The following is a 15,971-nucleotide window of genomic DNA, read 5'->3' on the forward strand; positions in this document are numbered from 1 at the left end:
CCATGTTCCCGTACACCTGTTACCTATGTCCCCGGTCTGTACAGCCAGCCCCCTTCGGGGGGCAGCAAGCACGCAAAGCGTGCGCAGCGTGGGGGCACACACCTTCCGCCGGGCCGCCCCAAGGCGGGCCAGCCCCCTCGGGGGGCAGCAAGCACGCAAAGCGTGCGCAGCGTGGGGGCCTTCTACACCCCGCGGTTTTCTACCGCGTACTTGATCAGCTCCGCCTGGCCGTCTATGCCCAGCTTGCGCTTGATGTTGAGGCGGTGGGTCTCCACCGTGCGCACGGACAGGCCCAGGGCCTGGGCGATCTGCTTGTTCGCGTGGCCGCTAGCGATGTGGCGCAGCACGTCGCGTTCGCGCTGGGTCAGCAGCGTGGCCGGGGCGCTGGCCTGCGACAGCCGCAGGGCCACGGCCGCGCTGAAGTAGCTGCGGCCGGCCATGACGGCCTCGATGGCCGTGACGATTTCCTGTGCCGGCTCGTCTTTCAGCAGGTAGCCGCGGGCGCCTGCCTTCACGGCATGCACCATGTATTCCGGATTGTCGTGCATGGAAAGGACCAGCACCGCGATCTGCGGATAGCGCTCGTGCAGTTGCGCGGTCAGGTCCAGCCCGCCCACGCCCGGCATGTTCAGGTCCATCAGCGCCAGATGGGGCAGAGTGCCGCCCTGGGGATCCTCGGCAAGGCAGCCCGCCAGGAAAGCGAGGGCAGCGGCGGCGTTGCCGGCTTCGCCCACCACGTGCAGCTGGGGCGCGGTTTCAAGGCGCAGCCGCAAGCCGTCTCGAACCAGGGGATGGTCGTCGATCAGCAGCAGTCGGATGGCGTCGGGCTTGTCGTTCATGCTTGGGAACTCGCGGGAGGCGCGGCGGCCGGCAGGGGGAGCCAGGCCTGCAGGACAGTGCCTTGCGCGCCGGAGTGGAAAGTCAGGTTACCCGATAGCGCGTTCATGCGTTCCCGCATGTTGCGCAGACCGATTCCGCGGCGAGGGTCTTGCTGCACCTCGTCGTAGTCGAAGCCTCCGCCGTCGTCGGCGATGGTCAGGCGCAGGTCGCGCGCGGAGTACGCCAGCGTCATGTCGGCGCGGGTGGCGCCGGCGTGGCGGATGACGTTGGTCAGGGCTTCCTGCGTCACGCGGAACAGCGCGGTGGCGTAGGCCTCGGGCAGCTTGACCGGCTGCCCGGTGGTATGCAGGCGCACGGCCAGCGGCGGGGAGCCGTCGGGCTTGGGGATGGCGAATTCGCGGCCCAGGTGCTCGAGCGCCGCGGGCAGGCCCAGGTCGTCCAGCAGGGTGGGGCGCAGGTTGTGCGAAATGCGCCGGACTTCGCCCACGGCCGTGTTCAGCCTGTCCAGCGCGCCGCCCAGCGGAGTATCGATGCGGGCCAGCGCGGGGGTGTCCGCGGGCACCGACTGCCGCAGCCGTTCGCGGGCCGCCTCCAGCGACAGCTTGATGGACACCAGCACCTGGCTGATGCCATCGTGCAGCTCGCGCGACAGTCGGGCGCGTTCGTCCTCCTGGGAACGCACCAGCTGCCGGGCCATCAGCCGCAGTTTGGCGTCGGACTGGCGGTGGTCGCTGATATTCAGGGCGAGGCCGCAGGCGGCCACGCCCAGGATGGAGACGACGGCGATGCCGGCCACCCAGGCGAACATCTTGCGGATATTGGCCTGCGCGGCCGCGTCGATGCGTTCCAGCGCCTGCTCCACGTCGTCCAGGTAGATGCCAGTGCCCAGCATCCAGCCCCAGCGTTCCATCACCACCACGTAACCGAGCTTTTCCTCGGTCTGGTGGGTGGAGGGCTTTTCCCATAGATAGTGCACGGCCTCGCCTTGCTGGCCGCCGCGCCGGGCGGCCGTCAGCAGGTTCTGGATGACGGGCTGGCCCTTGGTATCGCGCAGCTCCCAGAGATCCTGCCCGACCAACTCGGGCTGGCGCGGGTGCATGAGGTTTCTGCCCTTCAGGTCGTAGACGAAAAAGTAGCCGTCGTGCCCGAATTCCATCTGCGCCAGGAGGTCCAGCGCGCGCTGGCGCGTGGCGTCGTCGTCGGCCGAGGCCTGCAGCGGCGCGATGGCGCTGTAGGCCAGGCTCACGTAATGGCGCAGCTCGCCTTCCTTGCTGGCCAGCCAAGCGTTCTCCACCACCTGCTTTTCGCGCTGGGCCAATTGCAGGCCCTGCACGTAGACGGCGACCGTGATGGCGGCCAGCGCCACCAGCAGGGGCACCGCGGCCAGCAGCAGGATTTTCAGGCGCAGCTTCATAGGGGATTTGTATCAGCGCGGATTTTGTTTGTTGCGACGCATCAATCGGCGAGCTTCCCAGGTAACAAGGAAGGGACCTGCCGCGGATTTTACGGTTTTCAGGAAATTATGCTGCGACGCATTGCGTAGTAACACGTAGCTCGCTTGCGTAGTTTCGCGCTTGTTGCGGCCGGGGCAAAACGAAATACTAGCGTCCGCGTCGACAGGGCGCAGCGCGGGCGTGCGCGTCCGCCACCCCACAACAATGAGTCTGCCTTCCGCGGGACGATAAAAGCGTTTCCACGCCAAAAGCATGGCGGGAGGCAAGAGGAGCACTTATGCAAACCAGCAGTAAGGGACTGGGTCAGCACCTGGTCTGGCTGGCGGTTGCGGTACTGGGCGCGTTCGCGCTGGGCACCGTGGCGCTTGCCAGAGGGGAGACCATCAATGCGCTATGGGTGGTGATCGCCGCCGTATGCGTGTATCTGATCGCTTATCGGTACTACAGCCGATTCATCGCCAACAAGGTCTTCCAGCTGGACCCCACGCGCATGACGCCGGCGTGGAAGTACAACGACGGCCTGGACTACGTGCCTACCAACAAGCACGTGCTGTTCGGCCACCACTTCGCCGCCATCGCCGGCGCCGGCCCGCTGGTGGGCCCGGTGCTGGCCGCGCAGATGGGTTATCTGCCAGGCATGCTGTGGATCCTGGCCGGCGTGGTGTTCGCCGGCGCCGTGCAGGATTTCACGATCCTGTTCATCTCGACCCGCCGCGACGGCCGTTCGCTGGGCGACCTGGTCAAGTCCGAGCTGGGCAAGATCCCCGGCGTGATCGCGCTGTTCGGCGCGTTCATGATCATGGTGATCATCCTGGCCGTGCTGGCGCTGATCGTCGTCAAGGCCCTGACGCATTCGCCCTGGGGCACCTTCACGGTGGCCGCCACGATCCCCATCGCGCTCTTCATGGGCGTGTACCTGCGCTACATCCGCCCGGGCAAGATCGGCGAGGTCTCCATCATCGGCTTCGTCGGCCTGATGGCGGCCATCACCTTCGGGCAGGACGTGGCCGCGCATCCGGTGCTGGGCCCCATGTTCGACTTCGACGGCAAGGGCCTGACCTGGATCCTGATCATCTACGGTTTCATCGCATCGGTGCTGCCGGTGTGGCTGCTGCTGGCGCCGCGCGACTACCTGTCGACCTTCCTGAAGATCGGCACCATCGTCGGCCTGGCCATCGGCATCGTCGTGGTCGCGCCTGAACTGAAGATGCCCGCGCTGACGCAGTTCGTCGACGGCTCCGGCCCGGTCTGGTCCGGCAACCTGTTCCCGTTCCTCTTCATCACGATCGCCTGCGGCGCCGTGTCGGGCTTCCACGCCTTGATCTCCTCGGGCACCACGCCCAAGCTGATCGAGAACGAAACCCAGGCCCGCTACATCGGCTACGGCGGCATGCTGATGGAGTCGTTCGTGGCCATCATGGCGCTGGTCGCGGCTTGCGTGATCGAGCCGGGCATTTACTACGCGATGAACAGCCCGGCGGCCGTGATCGGCACGACGCCCGAGCACGTCGCCCAGGTCGTGTCCAGCTGGGGCTTCGTGGTGACGCCGGCCGATCTGGTCCAGACGGCCAAGGACGTGGGCGAGAGCACCATCATTTCGCGCGCAGGCGGCGCGCCGACGCTGGCCGTCGGCATGGCGCACATCCTGCACCAGGCCATCGGCGGCGCGGGCATGATGGCCTTCTGGTACCACTTCGCCATCCTGTTCGAGGCCCTGTTCATCCTGACGGCGGTCGACGCCGGCACGCGCGCGGGCCGCTTCATGCTGCAGGACCTGCTGGGCACGTTCGCGCCGTCGCTCAAGCGCACGGATTCGCTGCCCGCCAACCTGATCGCCACCGGCCTGTGCGTCCTGGCCTGGGGCTACTTCCTGTACCAGGGCGTGGTGGATCCGCTGGGCGGCATCAATACCCTGTGGCCGCTGTTCGGCATCGCCAACCAGATGCTTGCCGCCATTGCACTGACCCTGGGCACCGTGGTGCTGTTCAAGATGAAGCGCGACCGCTACGCCTGGGTCACCGTGCTGCCCACGCTGTGGCTGCTGGCATGCACGCTGACGGCCGGCTGGCAGAAGCTGTTCCACGCCGACCCGCGCGTGAGCTTCCTGGCGCATGCCGACAAGTACAACGCGGCGATCGCCGAGGGCACGGTCCTGGCTCCGGCCAAGTCGCTGGCCGAGATGTCGCGCGTGGTGCTGAACGACTACATCAACGCCGGCCTGTGCGGGATCTTCATCTTCGTCGTGGTGAGCATCGTGGTGTTCGGGCTGCGTTCCGTGCAGCGCGCGCGCAATGAGAACAAGCCCACGGCGCGCGAAACCCCGTACGAAACGCTGCCAGTCGCGGCGGGTGCGGATTGATCGCCTGAGGAGACGCCGCATGCTGTTTTCCAACATGAGTTCGGCGGCCGGCGCGGCCGGCCGCTACCTGGGGCAGACGCTCCGGCTGATGGTGGGCGTGCCCGACTACGAAACGTATGTCGAGCATGTGCGGCGCACGCATCCCGACCAGGAGCCGATGAGCTACGAGGAATTCTTCCGCGAGCGCCAGGACGCGCGCTACGGCGGAAAGAAACGCATCGGCTGCTGCTGACCGGAAAGGCCTCGCGCAAGCGAGGCCTTTTTTCATTTGGGGCGGCGCGGGCGGGTTTCAGCCGGGCAGCCCGCGCGGCGGCGCAACCTGTCCGAATACATGATGAGAGGAATCGCGCACAGCGCGCAGAAGGCCATCGCCAGAAATCCGCCGGGGGCGTAGCCGCGGTACAGCGCGCCGCCCAGCTGGATGCTGCCGAACATGAAGACGCCGCCCGAGAGCAAGGCGTAGAGGGCGATGGCCGATGTCTTGCAGGCGGCGGGCACGTGGCGGGCGATGTACCACATGATCGCGGCGTTGTTGCCGGCCAGGGTGAAGCACTGGAGCAACTGCAACGCAGCGATGAGCGCCGGATCCGTGGTGGCGGACAGCCCCGCCCAGCGGATCGCGGTCATGGCGGCCGAGGCCAGGATGAGCCATTGGGCGCCGCTGCGGGCGAGAATCGCCGGCGCCAGGAAGAAGAAAAGCACTTCGCTGGCGACGCCGACGACCCAGAGCAGGGAGATCAGGGCCGTGGAAAGGCCGGCATCGGTCCAGTAGAGCGTGGAATAGGAATACAGGAAGCCGTTGCTGGCCTGGACCAGCGAGGCCGCGCCGATGCACAGCAGCAGGGGGCGGTCGCGCAGCACTTCGCGCATGGGCAGGCGCACGCGTTCCACAGGCGCGTCCCCGGGGGCGGGGCGGGCGGCCTGCGGCAGCAGCCGGACGCAGGCCAGGCAGGCCACGATCAGCAGGATGGATAGCCAGATCACCCAGTCGGCGTCGAAAGCCTTGATCAGGTAACCGCCGGCCACGGTGACGGCCGCGAAGCCCATCGAGCCGCAGGCCCGCATGACGGTGTATGAGCTGCGCCCGCGTCCGCTGGCGATGGCCATGCGGTCCATCAGGGGCAGGACGGCCGGGAAAACGGCATTCAGCAGCAGGGTGACGGCAAGCAGCCAGGCGGGCGCCGCGCTGAACGGATAGCAGATGAACAGCAGCAGCGAGGCGGCCAGCGCGGAGGCGATCAAGGCGTGCGCCTGGCCGGTCTGGTCGGCCACGTGGGCCACGACCGGCGTGGACAGGATCTTGGGCAGGAAGGACGTGGCGACGATGAGCCCGATGAGCGCGGGGTCCAGGCCGCGGCTGGCGAACCACAGGGGCAGGAAGGGGATGCTGACGCCCTGCAGGCCGTAATACAGGAAGTAGAACCCGTGCAACGCGATGACGCCTTGCCTGACGTCGGGATTGCCGCGCATAGGGATGAATGGATCCGCTGGTTGGAAGCGGCGTAGCATACTCCTTCCGGCCATTGGCAAAGCGCGCGGGCGGGCTTACGCTAGGCAATCGCGGCGCGGAACGTCCCGCGTCGCGTCTGCGTTTTTCCCTGATCGGTTAGGAGCTACGACCCATGGCCAAGAAACTGGATGAGAAGACCACCAAAACGCTGAAAGAGCGGCGCAAGCGCCCGCTGGCGACGCCGACAGATCTGGAAGGCGCGGCGACACGGGATATTTCCGCCGCCCTGAATCAGATACTGGCCGACGTGTTCGCGCTGTATCTCAAGACCAAGAACTTCCACTGGCACGTCAGCGGGCCCCATTTCCGCGATTACCACCTGCTGCTGGACGAGCAGGGCGACCAGCTGTTCGCCATGACGGACCCGATCGCCGAGCGCATCCGCAAGATCGGCGGCACGACCCTGCGTTCGATCGGGCACATCGCGCGCTCGCAGCGCATCGCGGACAACGACGCCGACTACGTGCAGCCGCTGGACATGCTGGCCGAGCTGCGCGAAGACAACAAGGCGCTGGCGGCGGCGCTGCGCGAGGCGCACAACATCACCGACGAGCATCGCGACATCGCCAGTTCCAGCCTGATCGAGAACTGGATCGACGAAACCGAGCGCCGCACCTGGTTCCTGTTCGAGGCCAGCCGGGCAGGGGATTCGACGGGGCACTGAGACGGCCGCGATGGCCGTGCGTCAGCCGTGCTTGCCGAAGCCGCCGCTGGCCCACTCCGATGCGCGCTGCACGCTCAGCTTGTACGTCGGCGGGACCTGAGTCTGGGCCAGCTGTTCGCCGGATTCGTCGTAGGCGCTCAGCACGGCATACGGCTCGTCTTCGTCGGGAACGATATCCAGCTTGACGGTCAGGCGGCCGGCGGCGCTGTCGATCCTGACGCTCTTGTGCAGCGTGGCATGCAATTGCTGTTCGTGACGGCGCAGGACTTCCTTGGCGGTCTTGACCAAGGTGATGAAGGCCGGGGAGTCGAGCGGCTTGGGGTTCTTCTTGTCGCGGCCCATGGTCCAAGGGCCCACCAGGGCGGGCTCGGCTTGTCCGTCCATGGTCATTTCCACGGCCCAGCCATCATCCTCTTCGTTCTTGATGATGCGGGCGGTCCAGCCGTCATCGCGCCAAAGCGTGGGCTGCTGTTGGCTGCCGGGTATGTCGCTGTCCGGATTGCGGGTGTCGTTCACTGCCGTACTACTCCTGGATTTGTTTGCTCGCAGACCCGGGATTGTGGCCCATTACCGCGTCCGGCCCAAATCCGCCAGCGGGTGGGCTATCTGGCGCGCACTTTCCCGATCAAGGCCTCGACCGCGGGCGAGTTGCCCCGGGTGCGGAAAGCCAGTGCCAGCTTCACGTCGCGGTCAAAGCTGGCGATGCGGCGGTACGTTATCCCTGGGGGCGACAGGCTCAGGATGGAATCGGGGGCCAGCACGACCCCGTAGCCTGCCGCCGCCAGGGTAACCGCGGACATGAAGTCCTTGACGCGCTGATACGGCCGGTCGGGAAACCCGCCCTGGCGAGCCAGGTCCGCCAGGATTTCCGAGAATCCTTCCTGTTCGTCAAATTGCGGGATGATGAAGGATTCGCCCGCCAGGTCCTGCGGCAAAATTTCATCCTTCAAGCATAGAAAGTGGTTCTCGGCGATGGCGACGGCGAGCTGCTCTACATGCATGACGACGGCATCCACGCCTGGCGGATATTCCCGGCGCGCCCGCAGCGCGCCTATGTCTATGACGCCGTTTTTCAGGTTTTCCAGCTGCGTCGGCGTGTCCATCGGGGCTATTTCCAATTGCACGGCGGGATGTTCTGCCCGAAAGGCCCTCAGCAGCCCGGGCATGGCGCCGCTGGTAACGGCAGATGCCACGAAGCCCGCCTTCACCACGCCGACGAGCCCGCGCGCCGCGAGCAGGCCGGTCTGCACCGCCTGATCTATGTGCTGGAGCGCGATGACGGCGTGCGCGTGAAAAGTCCGGCCTGCGTCCGTCAGCGTGACAGGCTGTCTCTTGTTCCGATGGAGCAGCTTGATGCCCAGCTGGGACTCAAGCTTCTGGATGGCGACACTCAAGACGGATTGGGAGACGCCCAGGCGGTCTGCCGCCCTGGAGAAGTGCAGGCTTTCCACCACGGCCACAAAGTAGCGCAGCGTGCGTGTCTCGACGTTTTGATCGTTCATGCGGCTAAAGTGCCGGTGAACCCTGGCGCTTGGTGCCTGGGATGGGCGCGAGCCAGGCGATCCAGGTCAAGCCGCGGGCAGGCATGACGCCCAGAAGGCATCGAACAGCATGCCCTGGTGCTGGGCGTATTCCGTGCTTTCGATGATGAGGCCATAGTTTTCGCGCTTGGATGAAATCATTGCGACACAATTGCCGTAGATCAGGGTGGTCATCGCTACGCTGGTCTCTGCCGGCGCCCATCGCAATTCGCGCAGTTCGGCTTCGCTGGCAGGCCAGATGTCGTCGGTGTCGCGGCTGCGCGAACGGATCACGCGCATGCTGATGCCCCTGTCGATGCGCGCGTCGCGGTAGCGATTGATCTCTTCCAGGCCCGGGACTTCACGCAATTCGGACATCGAGAAGGTGGCCCGCAGGGAAACCGGTGCATTCAGGCTGTCCCAAAGCACGGTGCGGATGCCCTCGGCGCCCTCGTAGAAGCGCGTCTTGGGCTTGCCCTTGGCCTGGTTATACATGGACCTGAGCTCCGGCATCATTTCCGTGACCATGACGCGCCTGGCTGCTACGTATTCGAGCAGCACGGAAGGGTCATGCGCCACTACGTGGCGCTTGCGGTCGGCTCCTTCGATCCTCAGCAAGCCTTCCTCTTCCAGCCTCAGCACCGCGTCGTAGGTCGTGGTGCGCGCCAGGCCGGCGCTCGCCGCCAGTTCGGATACCGGCACTTCGCCCAATTCAATGGCGGCCCTGTATACCCGGTAGAGATTGCCGCTAATACCCAGCCGCCCGAGCTTCTCTTCCAGATCCATCCCTTACGCGTCTCCCTTTGGTGGGCCTGCGGGTGCACAGCCCGTTGGCGGTATGCCTAAAGCGGCTAGACAGTATCAAACAGCGCTAGCGGTGTCCACGTTTTTTGATGTCGGAAATTGCCGACATAAATTCACAAAAATCGATTGATTTAGCATTTTCAGGTGAATTCATAAGGTAAAAAATACAATAAAAACAGCATGTTATAATTTTCATAGGGTTAACCCAAAGTGTTATTTAATTGACGGATAAAACCGTTATAAATACACTTTCCGCTCATTGGACAGGTCCGCGCCGGGAAGTTGCAAGCGCAAGGCGGGGGCTGCGCGCCTACAGACGAAATTTGTGTATGCGAACGAGGGGAAGCAATGAAATTGATAGACAAGGGCTTGTTTTCAGCTGTTCTGGGTGCGGTTTTCGCTTTGTGGCAACCGGCCCAGGCGGCAGAACCCATCCGTATCGGCGTGTCCACCTACCTGTCGGGCGCCGGAGCCGTGTTCGGCGTCCCGGCCCAGCAGGCAGCCCGTCTGCAGGTGGAAAAGATCAACAGCGCCGGCGGCATCAAGGGCGCACCGATCGAACTGGTCTTCATCGATGAGAACCACGGCGTGGACAACGTCGTCGTGGAATACCGCAGCCTGGTCGAGTCGGGCAAGGTGGATGCGATGATCATCGGGCTGTCGAGTTCGATCTGCCTGGCGGTCGCGCCGGTCGCCGAGCAATTGAAGATGCCCACGATGCTGTGGGACTGCGGCACCGAGCGGATCTACACCGACGCCAAGTACGAATATGTATACCGGACGTCCGACTACACCCCGTCGAACAACGTCGCGACGGCGCTGTACATGCTCAAGCTGATGCCCGAGATCAAGACTATCGCCGGCATCAATCAGGATTACGCGTTCGGCCGCGATAACTGGGCCGCATTTCGGGGCGCGGTCCAGGCCCTGCGTCCGGACGTGAAGATCGTCGCCGAAATGTTCCCCAAGCTTGGCACCTCGGACTACTCGACCGAGATTTCCCGCCTGTCGGCCCTGCGTCCGGACGTGATCTTCACGACGCTGTGGGGCGGGGACATGAACACGTTCGTCAAGCAGGCTTCGTCACGGGCGCTGTTCCGTAATTCCCGGCTGGTGGCAGCCAATGGCGAGAGCTCCATGCAGCAGCTGGGCAAGGCCTTTCCGGAAGGGGCCATTGTGGGCATGCGCGGCGATAGCTGGGCATTCAATCCCGCCATGGCCGGAAACGCCGAACACCAGGCCTTCGTGACGGATTTCGAAAATAGCACGGGGGCCTATCCGAGTTTCCCGTCGTATCACATGGCGCAGGCCGTGCGCGCCGTTCAGCAGGCGCTTGAGACGTCCTGGGACGGCGATCGCAAGACGCTGCAAGCCGCGTTGCTCAAGGGGTGGAATGGGCTGGAGCTCAATGATTTCACGGGCCAGCTGAAAATCCGCGATGACCATCAGGCGATGGAAGGCCAACTGCTGGGCGTTGCCACGGAGAAAAGGGGGCAGAACTTCAAGACGCTCAAGCAGCTCCTGGTGATTCCTCCCGAGCTGACCTCTCCGCCCGTGGGCGTGAAGAGCGATGACTGGTTCAAGACGCTTTCGCCGGAAGTCCTGCAGAAAGTCGGCACTCCCGCGGAATAAACGGCCTCATCATGCAACAAACGCTATTACTGGCCACGTTGGATGGGTTGGCGCACGCCTCGGTGCTGTTCATGGTGGCGGTGGGCCTGAGCCTGATCTTCGGCATCATGCGCATCCTGAACGTCGCCCATGGGAGCTTCTACGCGCTTGGCGCCTACGGCGCCGTGACCCTTGGGCTCTGGCTGGCGGGCCCTGATGGCGGCATCTGGACCTATCCGGCCCTGTTGCTGGCGGCGGTAGCCATCGGCGTGACGCTGGGGCCGCTCATCGAGCGCTTTCTGCTGCGCCGCATCTATGGCAAGGAGCACGCGCTCCAGCTCCTGCTCACCTTCGGGATCTTCATGATCCTGGAGGACGTGCAGAAAATGATGTTCGGAGTGGAGCCGCAGTTCAATGACGCGCCGCTCGCCATGCTCGGGATGGTCGAGGTGGGCGGCATCTACTACACGGCCTACCAGCTGTTCGTGCTGCCGCTCTCGGCGATCGTCGTGATGCTTGCCTTGTCCTTCTATTTCAACAAGACGAGGCAAGGAAAGCTGATCGCGACGGTCATCGAGGACTACGAGGTGGCGCGCGTGCTGGGCATCAATGCCAAGCGGGTCTACACGATCACTTTCATGCTGGGCACCGCGCTCGCTGCCCTGGGCGGGGCGTTGGCTTCCCCCACGACCTCGCTGGTGCCGGGCATAGGCGCCGACTCCATCGTGCTTTCCTTCGCCATCGTGGCCACTGCCGGACTCGGCCATTTCCAGGGCACGGCGGTGACCGCCGTGATCGTCGGACTGGTGCAGGCCTTATGCGTGCATCTGTTGCCTCCCTTGTCCTCCGTCGCGCCGTATCTGGTCATGACCGCGATTCTCCTTGTCAAGCCTTACGGCCTTTTCGGCAAGCCACAAGTCCGTCGGATCTGAAGATGAAAACCTATTTCAAAACGACGGCGCTCGCCTGCCTGCCGTTGCTCTTGCTTGCGGCCCTGCCGCTGATCGCGCCGTCGCTGCGGCCGCTCGCGACCATGGCCATGGCGATATCGTTCTGCGCTTTGGGGCTGTTGCTGCTGTTGCGCGCCGGCCAGGTCTCTTTTGGCCACGCGCTGTATTTCGCCTGCGGCGCCTATGCCGCCGCCTTCGGCGCGCGCCACGTGAGCGCGGACGCGCTGGCCGTCATCGCCATGGCGGTTGTGTCGAGCGCGGCGCTGGGCGCCATCCTGGGCCTGATCCTGTCGCGCTATCGCGACATCTTCTACGCCATGCTGAATCTGGCTTTTTCCATGGTGGGATTTACGCTGGTGCTCAAGCTGTATGGCCTGACGGGGGGGAGCGATGGCTTGCCGGTGCGGATACAGTCGCTGGCCGGCGTGCCTCTGGAGATCGAGGTTTTCGGCTGGGCCTTGTTCTACACCGCCCTGGTCATGCTGGCCGTCGCGCTGCTGGTCGTGACGCGCTATCTGAATTCGCCTCCGGGCCAGGCGCTGGCGGCCCTCAAGACCAACGAGACCCGCTTGGAATACCTGGGCATCTCGGGGCGCCAGGTGCTTTACGTGGGCCACGTCGTGTCCGCAGCGCTCGCGGGTCTGGGCGGCGCCATCGCGGCGATGGGAACAGGCCACGTCACGCCGGAAATGGCCTATTGGAGCCGTTCGGCCGAATTCGTCTTCATCGCGGTGCTGGGAGGTATCGGCAATGTGCTGGGGGCCTTGCTGGGCGCGGTTTCCTTCGAGGCGGTGCGCAGCGCCGCGAGCGCCTATGCGGCCAATTCCTGGCAACTGATCATGGGGGTGGTGCTGGTGGCGATCGTGTTGTTTGCGCCGACGGGATTGTTCGGCCTGGGCCTGCGCCTGTTCGGCCGCAAGGAGGCCCGGCAATGAAAGGCCAGGTCATCATCAGTTCCAAGGATCTGCACGTCGAGTTCGGCGGCGTCAAGGCGGCCAACGGCGTGAACCTGCACATCTACCGCGGGCAGATCGCATCCATCATCGGGCCCAATGGCTCAGGCAAGACTACGTTCCTGAACCTGTGCACCGGTTATGTGCGGCCCACGCAGGGCAGCGTGCTCTTCGGCGACAAGGACCTTACCCGGCTCAAGCCCCGCGCCATCACGCGCCTGGGCATCGCCCGTACGTTCCAGCTGCCGCAGCTGTTCTCCGAGCAGTCCGTGATCGAGAACCTGCTGCTCGCGCTGGCCGCCCGCGATGGTTTCTGGACGCTGTCTTCCCTGTATCGCAAGGCGGCGCGTGACGAGGCCGAAGAGCTACTCGCCATTTTCGGCCTGCTCGGCCAGGCAGGGAGGCAGATCGGCTCTTTGCCTGAGGGCGTGCGCAAGCTGGTGGACATCGCCGTAGCGCTGGCCCTCTCGCCGAGCCTGCTGTTGATGGACGAGCCCACCAGCGGGGTCAGCTCCCAGGAGAAGTTCGAGATCATGGATATGTTGATGCCGGTCTTGCGGCAAAGGAATATCGCGGCGTTGCTGGTCGAGCACGATATGGAATTGGTCGAGCGCTATATGGACCGCGTCATCGTCTGGAATGCGGGCCAGGTCGCCGCCGATGGTCCGCCCGCCGAGATTCTCCAGAACGAAGAGGTCTTGCGCAACGTGATCGGAGGCGTCCAATGATGCTGCAGGCAAGCAAGCTGGTCGCATACATCGAAGGCGCGAAGGTGTTGCGCGAGGTCGATCTCGATATCCGCGCCGGAGAAACCGTGGCCCTGATCGGGCGCAATGGGGCGGGCAAGACTTCGCTCCTGCGCGGCATCATGGGCACGTTGCCGCTGGCCCAGGGCAGCCTTCTGTTCCAGGGGCGGAACCTGGCCGCGCGCGAAGCCCATGGGCGCGCCGGCCTGGGCATCGGGTTTGCGCCGGAAGAGCGCCGCCTGATCGGCAAGTTCACCGTCATCGAGAACATGATGGTGCCTGCCTGGGCCTGCAAGCTCGGCGCGCAGCAGATACGTGAAAGGCTGGATCTGATCTATTCCGTGGCGCCGGAGCTCGAGCAGCTCAATCACCGCCTGGGAGGCCTGCTGTCGGGCGGACAACAGAAGATGGTGGCGCTGGGCCGCGCGCTGATGGCGGGTGAGAACCTGGTGCTGCTGGACGAACCTTTCCAGGGCCTCGCGCCGGCGCTGGCGCTGCGCTATGCCGACAGCCTGAAAACCTTGCGCGCGCGCAAGCCCGATCTTGCCGTGCTTATCACCGAATCCAATCCCAAGCTGCTGCAGCCGATGGCCGACCGGGTCGTCACCATTGAACGCGGCGAAATCATCTCTGAGGAGTCCTCGCAATGACATTCAAGGCGGCGGTCGTCCAGACCGCATCGATCCCGTTCAACAAGCAGGCCACGGTGGGGAAAGTTGTCGCCAAGATCCGCGAGGCGGCGGAGCTGGGCGCCAAGCTGATCGTGTTTCCGGAAGCCACCATCTCCGGCTATCCGAAGGGCAGCGATTTCGGCGCGCGCGTGGGCGGCCGGCTGCCGCGCGGGCGCGAGGAGTTCCTGCGCTACTTCAATGGCGCGATCACGGTGCCCGGACCCGAGGTGGACGAAATCGGCGCAGCCGCCCGCGAGGCTCAGGCCTACGTCGTGGTCGGCGTGATGGAGCAAGATATCGGCACGCTCTATTGCACCGCGCTGCATTTTGCGCCCAGCGGCGAAATGATAGGCAAGCACCGCAAGCTGATGCCGACCGCCGTGGAGCGGCTGATCTGGGGCTACGGCGACGGCTCCACCATGCCCGTGTTCGACACGCCGCATGGAAAAATGGGCACCGTGATCTGCTGGGAAAACTACATGCCGCTGCTGCGCATGGCAATGTACGGCAAAGGCATCCAGCTCTATTGCGCACCGACGGCGGACGATCGCGATGAGTGGATCACCAGCATGCGGCACATCGCCATGGAAGGGCGCTGTTTCGTCTTTTCGGCCTGCCAGTACATCACGCGGGGCGATTTTCCCGAGGACTACGATGCCATCCAGGGCAATTCGGCCGATACCGTGCTGATGCGCGGCGGCAGCGCCATTATCGGTCCCGCCGGGCAGTTGCTGGCGGGCCCGGACCACGAAGGCGAATGCATACTCACGGCCGATATCGACCTGGACGACGTCACGCGCGGTAAATATGACTTCGATGTGGTCGGGCACTACGCCCGTCCGGATATCTTCAAGCTGGTCGTGGATGAAACGCCCAAGCCGCCGGTGGTGACGATCGGCCAGGCGTAAACGGGCGGCGGCTCCCCGGGCGGGAGCCGCCTCGGCGGCACGGGGCGTTCAGCGCGCGAACAGGCCCCGGATACGCATCAGTTCGCGGTGCAGCGATTCACTCTTCTGGAACGGCGCGCGGCCGTGCAGATAGAAATAGTTGTTGAGCACGACGAGCTCGCCGGGGGGCAGCGTGACTTCCTGCACGCCGCAACTGGCCTCCATCGATGCCGACAGGTCGTGCAGATACATGGCCTCTTCAAGCGTGGCCGGCTGGACGAACTGATCGATGAAGCAGATCGCCAGACCGTAGCGGTTCTGGAAGAAGAGGGGCCTTTCCACCTCTTCCACGACATTTTTCGAGGCTGGAGACTTATACAGCAGCGGCTTGGTCGCCAGCGGGTGGCCTGCAAAATCGTCGATATTCTCCCAGTCATCCAGATGCAGGAAGCGCGACTCGCCGCCCACGGCGTCGCGCTCGCCGAATTTCATCATCAGCAGCCAGTCCGTCGCTTCGGAGACATAGGTGCCGTCGGTGTGCATCGTGAACAGGCGATAGGCCTGGCGCAGATAGGAATCGCTGTGGTCCGTGTGCTTCACCATGAAGCGCGCATAGTATTTGCCGGACATCGAGTCGTGGTTGGCCGGTCCGAGCAGGTAGGCGATGGCTGTGCCGAACTTCACGAAATCGTCGGGATCGGAAGACTGGCCCTGCAGGCCGACGGTGAATCCGCCGTGCGCGCGGGCTTCGACGATGGCATTGAGGGTGTCGCGCAGCCCGGCGCCGCAGGCCTGCATCAAGGCCTGGGCGACCTTGAACCGCATGAAGGGCACATATTCCAGGTTCTGGACGTCGATGTCCCGGACGGCGCCCAGGAAACGCAGCAGCGCCTCCGGGGCTATCGTCACCTGCTGGATCCGGGTGTGGGTTTGATGATTCCGCACCTTGACGGTGTCCGGGGACAGACGGCGTGCGTCGCTCATGTCGCTCATGGTGATCTC

Annotated in this window: 16 protein-coding genes; 9 read left to right on the plus strand and 7 right to left on the minus strand. The window is 64.6% G+C overall.

Features of this window, described 5'->3' with window-relative positions; translation table 11 throughout:
- Positions 1-182: 182 nt before the first annotated feature.
- Complete coding sequence (locus tag JL37_RS27150; RefSeq protein ID WP_043548289.1) at positions 183-839, minus strand: response regulator transcription factor; 657 nt, start codon at positions 837-839, stop codon at positions 183-185.
- Positions 836-2,254 (minus strand): cache domain-containing protein, encoded by a 1,419-nt coding sequence (locus JL37_RS27155; protein ID WP_043548290.1) that lies wholly within the window; start codon positions 2,252-2,254, stop codon positions 836-838. Before JL37_RS27155 ends, JL37_RS27150 begins: the two co-directional genes overlap by 4 nt.
- 317 nt (positions 2,255-2,571) lie before the next feature.
- Between JL37_RS27155 and JL37_RS27160 the strand changes: the two genes are divergently transcribed.
- The gene (locus tag JL37_RS27160; protein WP_043548291.1) at positions 2,572-4,653 is read left to right on the plus strand and encodes a carbon starvation CstA family protein; all 2,082 of its coding nucleotides are present in this window, start codon (positions 2,572-2,574) and stop codon (positions 4,651-4,653) included.
- A 19-nt stretch (positions 4,654-4,672) separates the two neighbouring features.
- Complete coding sequence (locus JL37_RS27165) at positions 4,673-4,885, plus strand: YbdD/YjiX family protein (RefSeq protein ID WP_156124419.1); 213 nt, start codon at positions 4,673-4,675, stop codon at positions 4,883-4,885.
- A 32-nt stretch (positions 4,886-4,917) separates the two neighbouring features.
- Here the strand turns inward: JL37_RS27165 and JL37_RS27170 are convergent, their stop codons facing one another.
- Positions 4,918-6,123 (minus strand): MFS transporter, encoded by a 1,206-nt coding sequence (locus JL37_RS27170; RefSeq protein WP_052097634.1) that lies wholly within the window; start codon positions 6,121-6,123, stop codon positions 4,918-4,920.
- Positions 6,124-6,275: 152 nt separating this feature from the next.
- On the opposite strand from JL37_RS27170, the gene JL37_RS27175 reads away from it, so the two are divergent.
- Positions 6,276-6,827: a Dps family protein gene (locus JL37_RS27175; protein ID WP_043548292.1), complete on the plus strand. Its 552-nt coding sequence runs from the start codon at positions 6,276-6,278 to the stop codon at positions 6,825-6,827.
- 21 nt (positions 6,828-6,848) lie between these two features.
- On the opposite strand, the gene JL37_RS27180 is transcribed toward JL37_RS27175, so the two are convergent.
- The 3 genes from JL37_RS27180 to JL37_RS27190 all read right to left on the minus strand — a co-directional run bounded on the left by JL37_RS27180 (position 6,849) and on the right by JL37_RS27190 (position 9,133).
- Positions 6,849-7,343, minus strand: coding sequence for a hypothetical protein (locus tag JL37_RS27180; RefSeq protein ID WP_043548293.1), 495 nt, complete (start codon positions 7,341-7,343; stop codon positions 6,849-6,851).
- An 86-nt stretch (positions 7,344-7,429) separates the two neighbouring features.
- Positions 7,430-8,329, minus strand: a complete 900-nt coding sequence (locus JL37_RS27185; protein WP_043548294.1) for a LysR family transcriptional regulator — start codon at positions 8,327-8,329, stop codon at positions 7,430-7,432.
- Positions 8,330-8,395: 66 nt separating this feature from the next.
- Entirely contained in the window at positions 8,396-9,133 is a 738-nt protein-coding gene (locus tag JL37_RS27190; RefSeq protein WP_043548295.1) for a TrmB family transcriptional regulator, read from the minus strand.
- Between the two features lie 366 nt (positions 9,134-9,499).
- On the opposite strand from JL37_RS27190, the gene JL37_RS27195 reads away from it, so the two are divergent.
- From JL37_RS27195 to JL37_RS27220, 6 genes are read left to right on the plus strand one after another with little or no spacing between them, the layout of a single operon-like run.
- On the plus strand, positions 9,500-10,783 hold the full coding sequence (locus tag JL37_RS27195) for an ABC transporter substrate-binding protein (RefSeq protein ID WP_043548296.1): 1,284 nt from the start codon (positions 9,500-9,502) through the stop codon (positions 10,781-10,783).
- 11 nt (positions 10,784-10,794) lie between these two features.
- On the plus strand, positions 10,795-11,694 hold the full coding sequence (locus JL37_RS27200) for a branched-chain amino acid ABC transporter permease (protein WP_043548298.1): 900 nt from the start codon (positions 10,795-10,797) through the stop codon (positions 11,692-11,694).
- Between the two features lie 2 nt (positions 11,695-11,696).
- Positions 11,697-12,647, plus strand: coding sequence for a branched-chain amino acid ABC transporter permease (locus JL37_RS27205; protein ID WP_043548299.1), 951 nt, complete (start codon positions 11,697-11,699; stop codon positions 12,645-12,647).
- Positions 12,644-13,393: an ABC transporter ATP-binding protein gene (locus JL37_RS27210; RefSeq protein WP_043548300.1), complete on the plus strand. Its 750-nt coding sequence runs from the start codon at positions 12,644-12,646 to the stop codon at positions 13,391-13,393. Before JL37_RS27205 ends, JL37_RS27210 begins: the two co-directional genes overlap by 4 nt.
- Entirely contained in the window at positions 13,390-14,061 is a 672-nt protein-coding gene (locus JL37_RS27215; protein WP_197064657.1) for an ABC transporter ATP-binding protein, read from the plus strand. The genes JL37_RS27210 and JL37_RS27215 overlap by 4 nt, the downstream gene beginning before the upstream one ends.
- Positions 14,058-14,990: a carbon-nitrogen hydrolase family protein gene (locus JL37_RS27220; protein ID WP_043548304.1), complete on the plus strand. Its 933-nt coding sequence runs from the start codon at positions 14,058-14,060 to the stop codon at positions 14,988-14,990. Before JL37_RS27215 ends, JL37_RS27220 begins: the two co-directional genes overlap by 4 nt.
- A 48-nt stretch (positions 14,991-15,038) precedes the next feature.
- On the opposite strand, the gene glaH is transcribed toward JL37_RS27220, so the two are convergent.
- Positions 15,039-15,962, minus strand: a complete 924-nt coding sequence (glaH, locus tag JL37_RS27225; RefSeq protein WP_043548305.1) for a glutarate dioxygenase GlaH — start codon at positions 15,960-15,962, stop codon at positions 15,039-15,041.
- Between the last annotated feature and the right edge of the window lie 9 nt (positions 15,963-15,971).

The organism is Achromobacter sp. RTa (assembly GCF_000757485.1).
Taxonomy (GTDB): domain Bacteria; phylum Pseudomonadota; class Gammaproteobacteria; order Burkholderiales; family Burkholderiaceae_B; genus Achromobacter.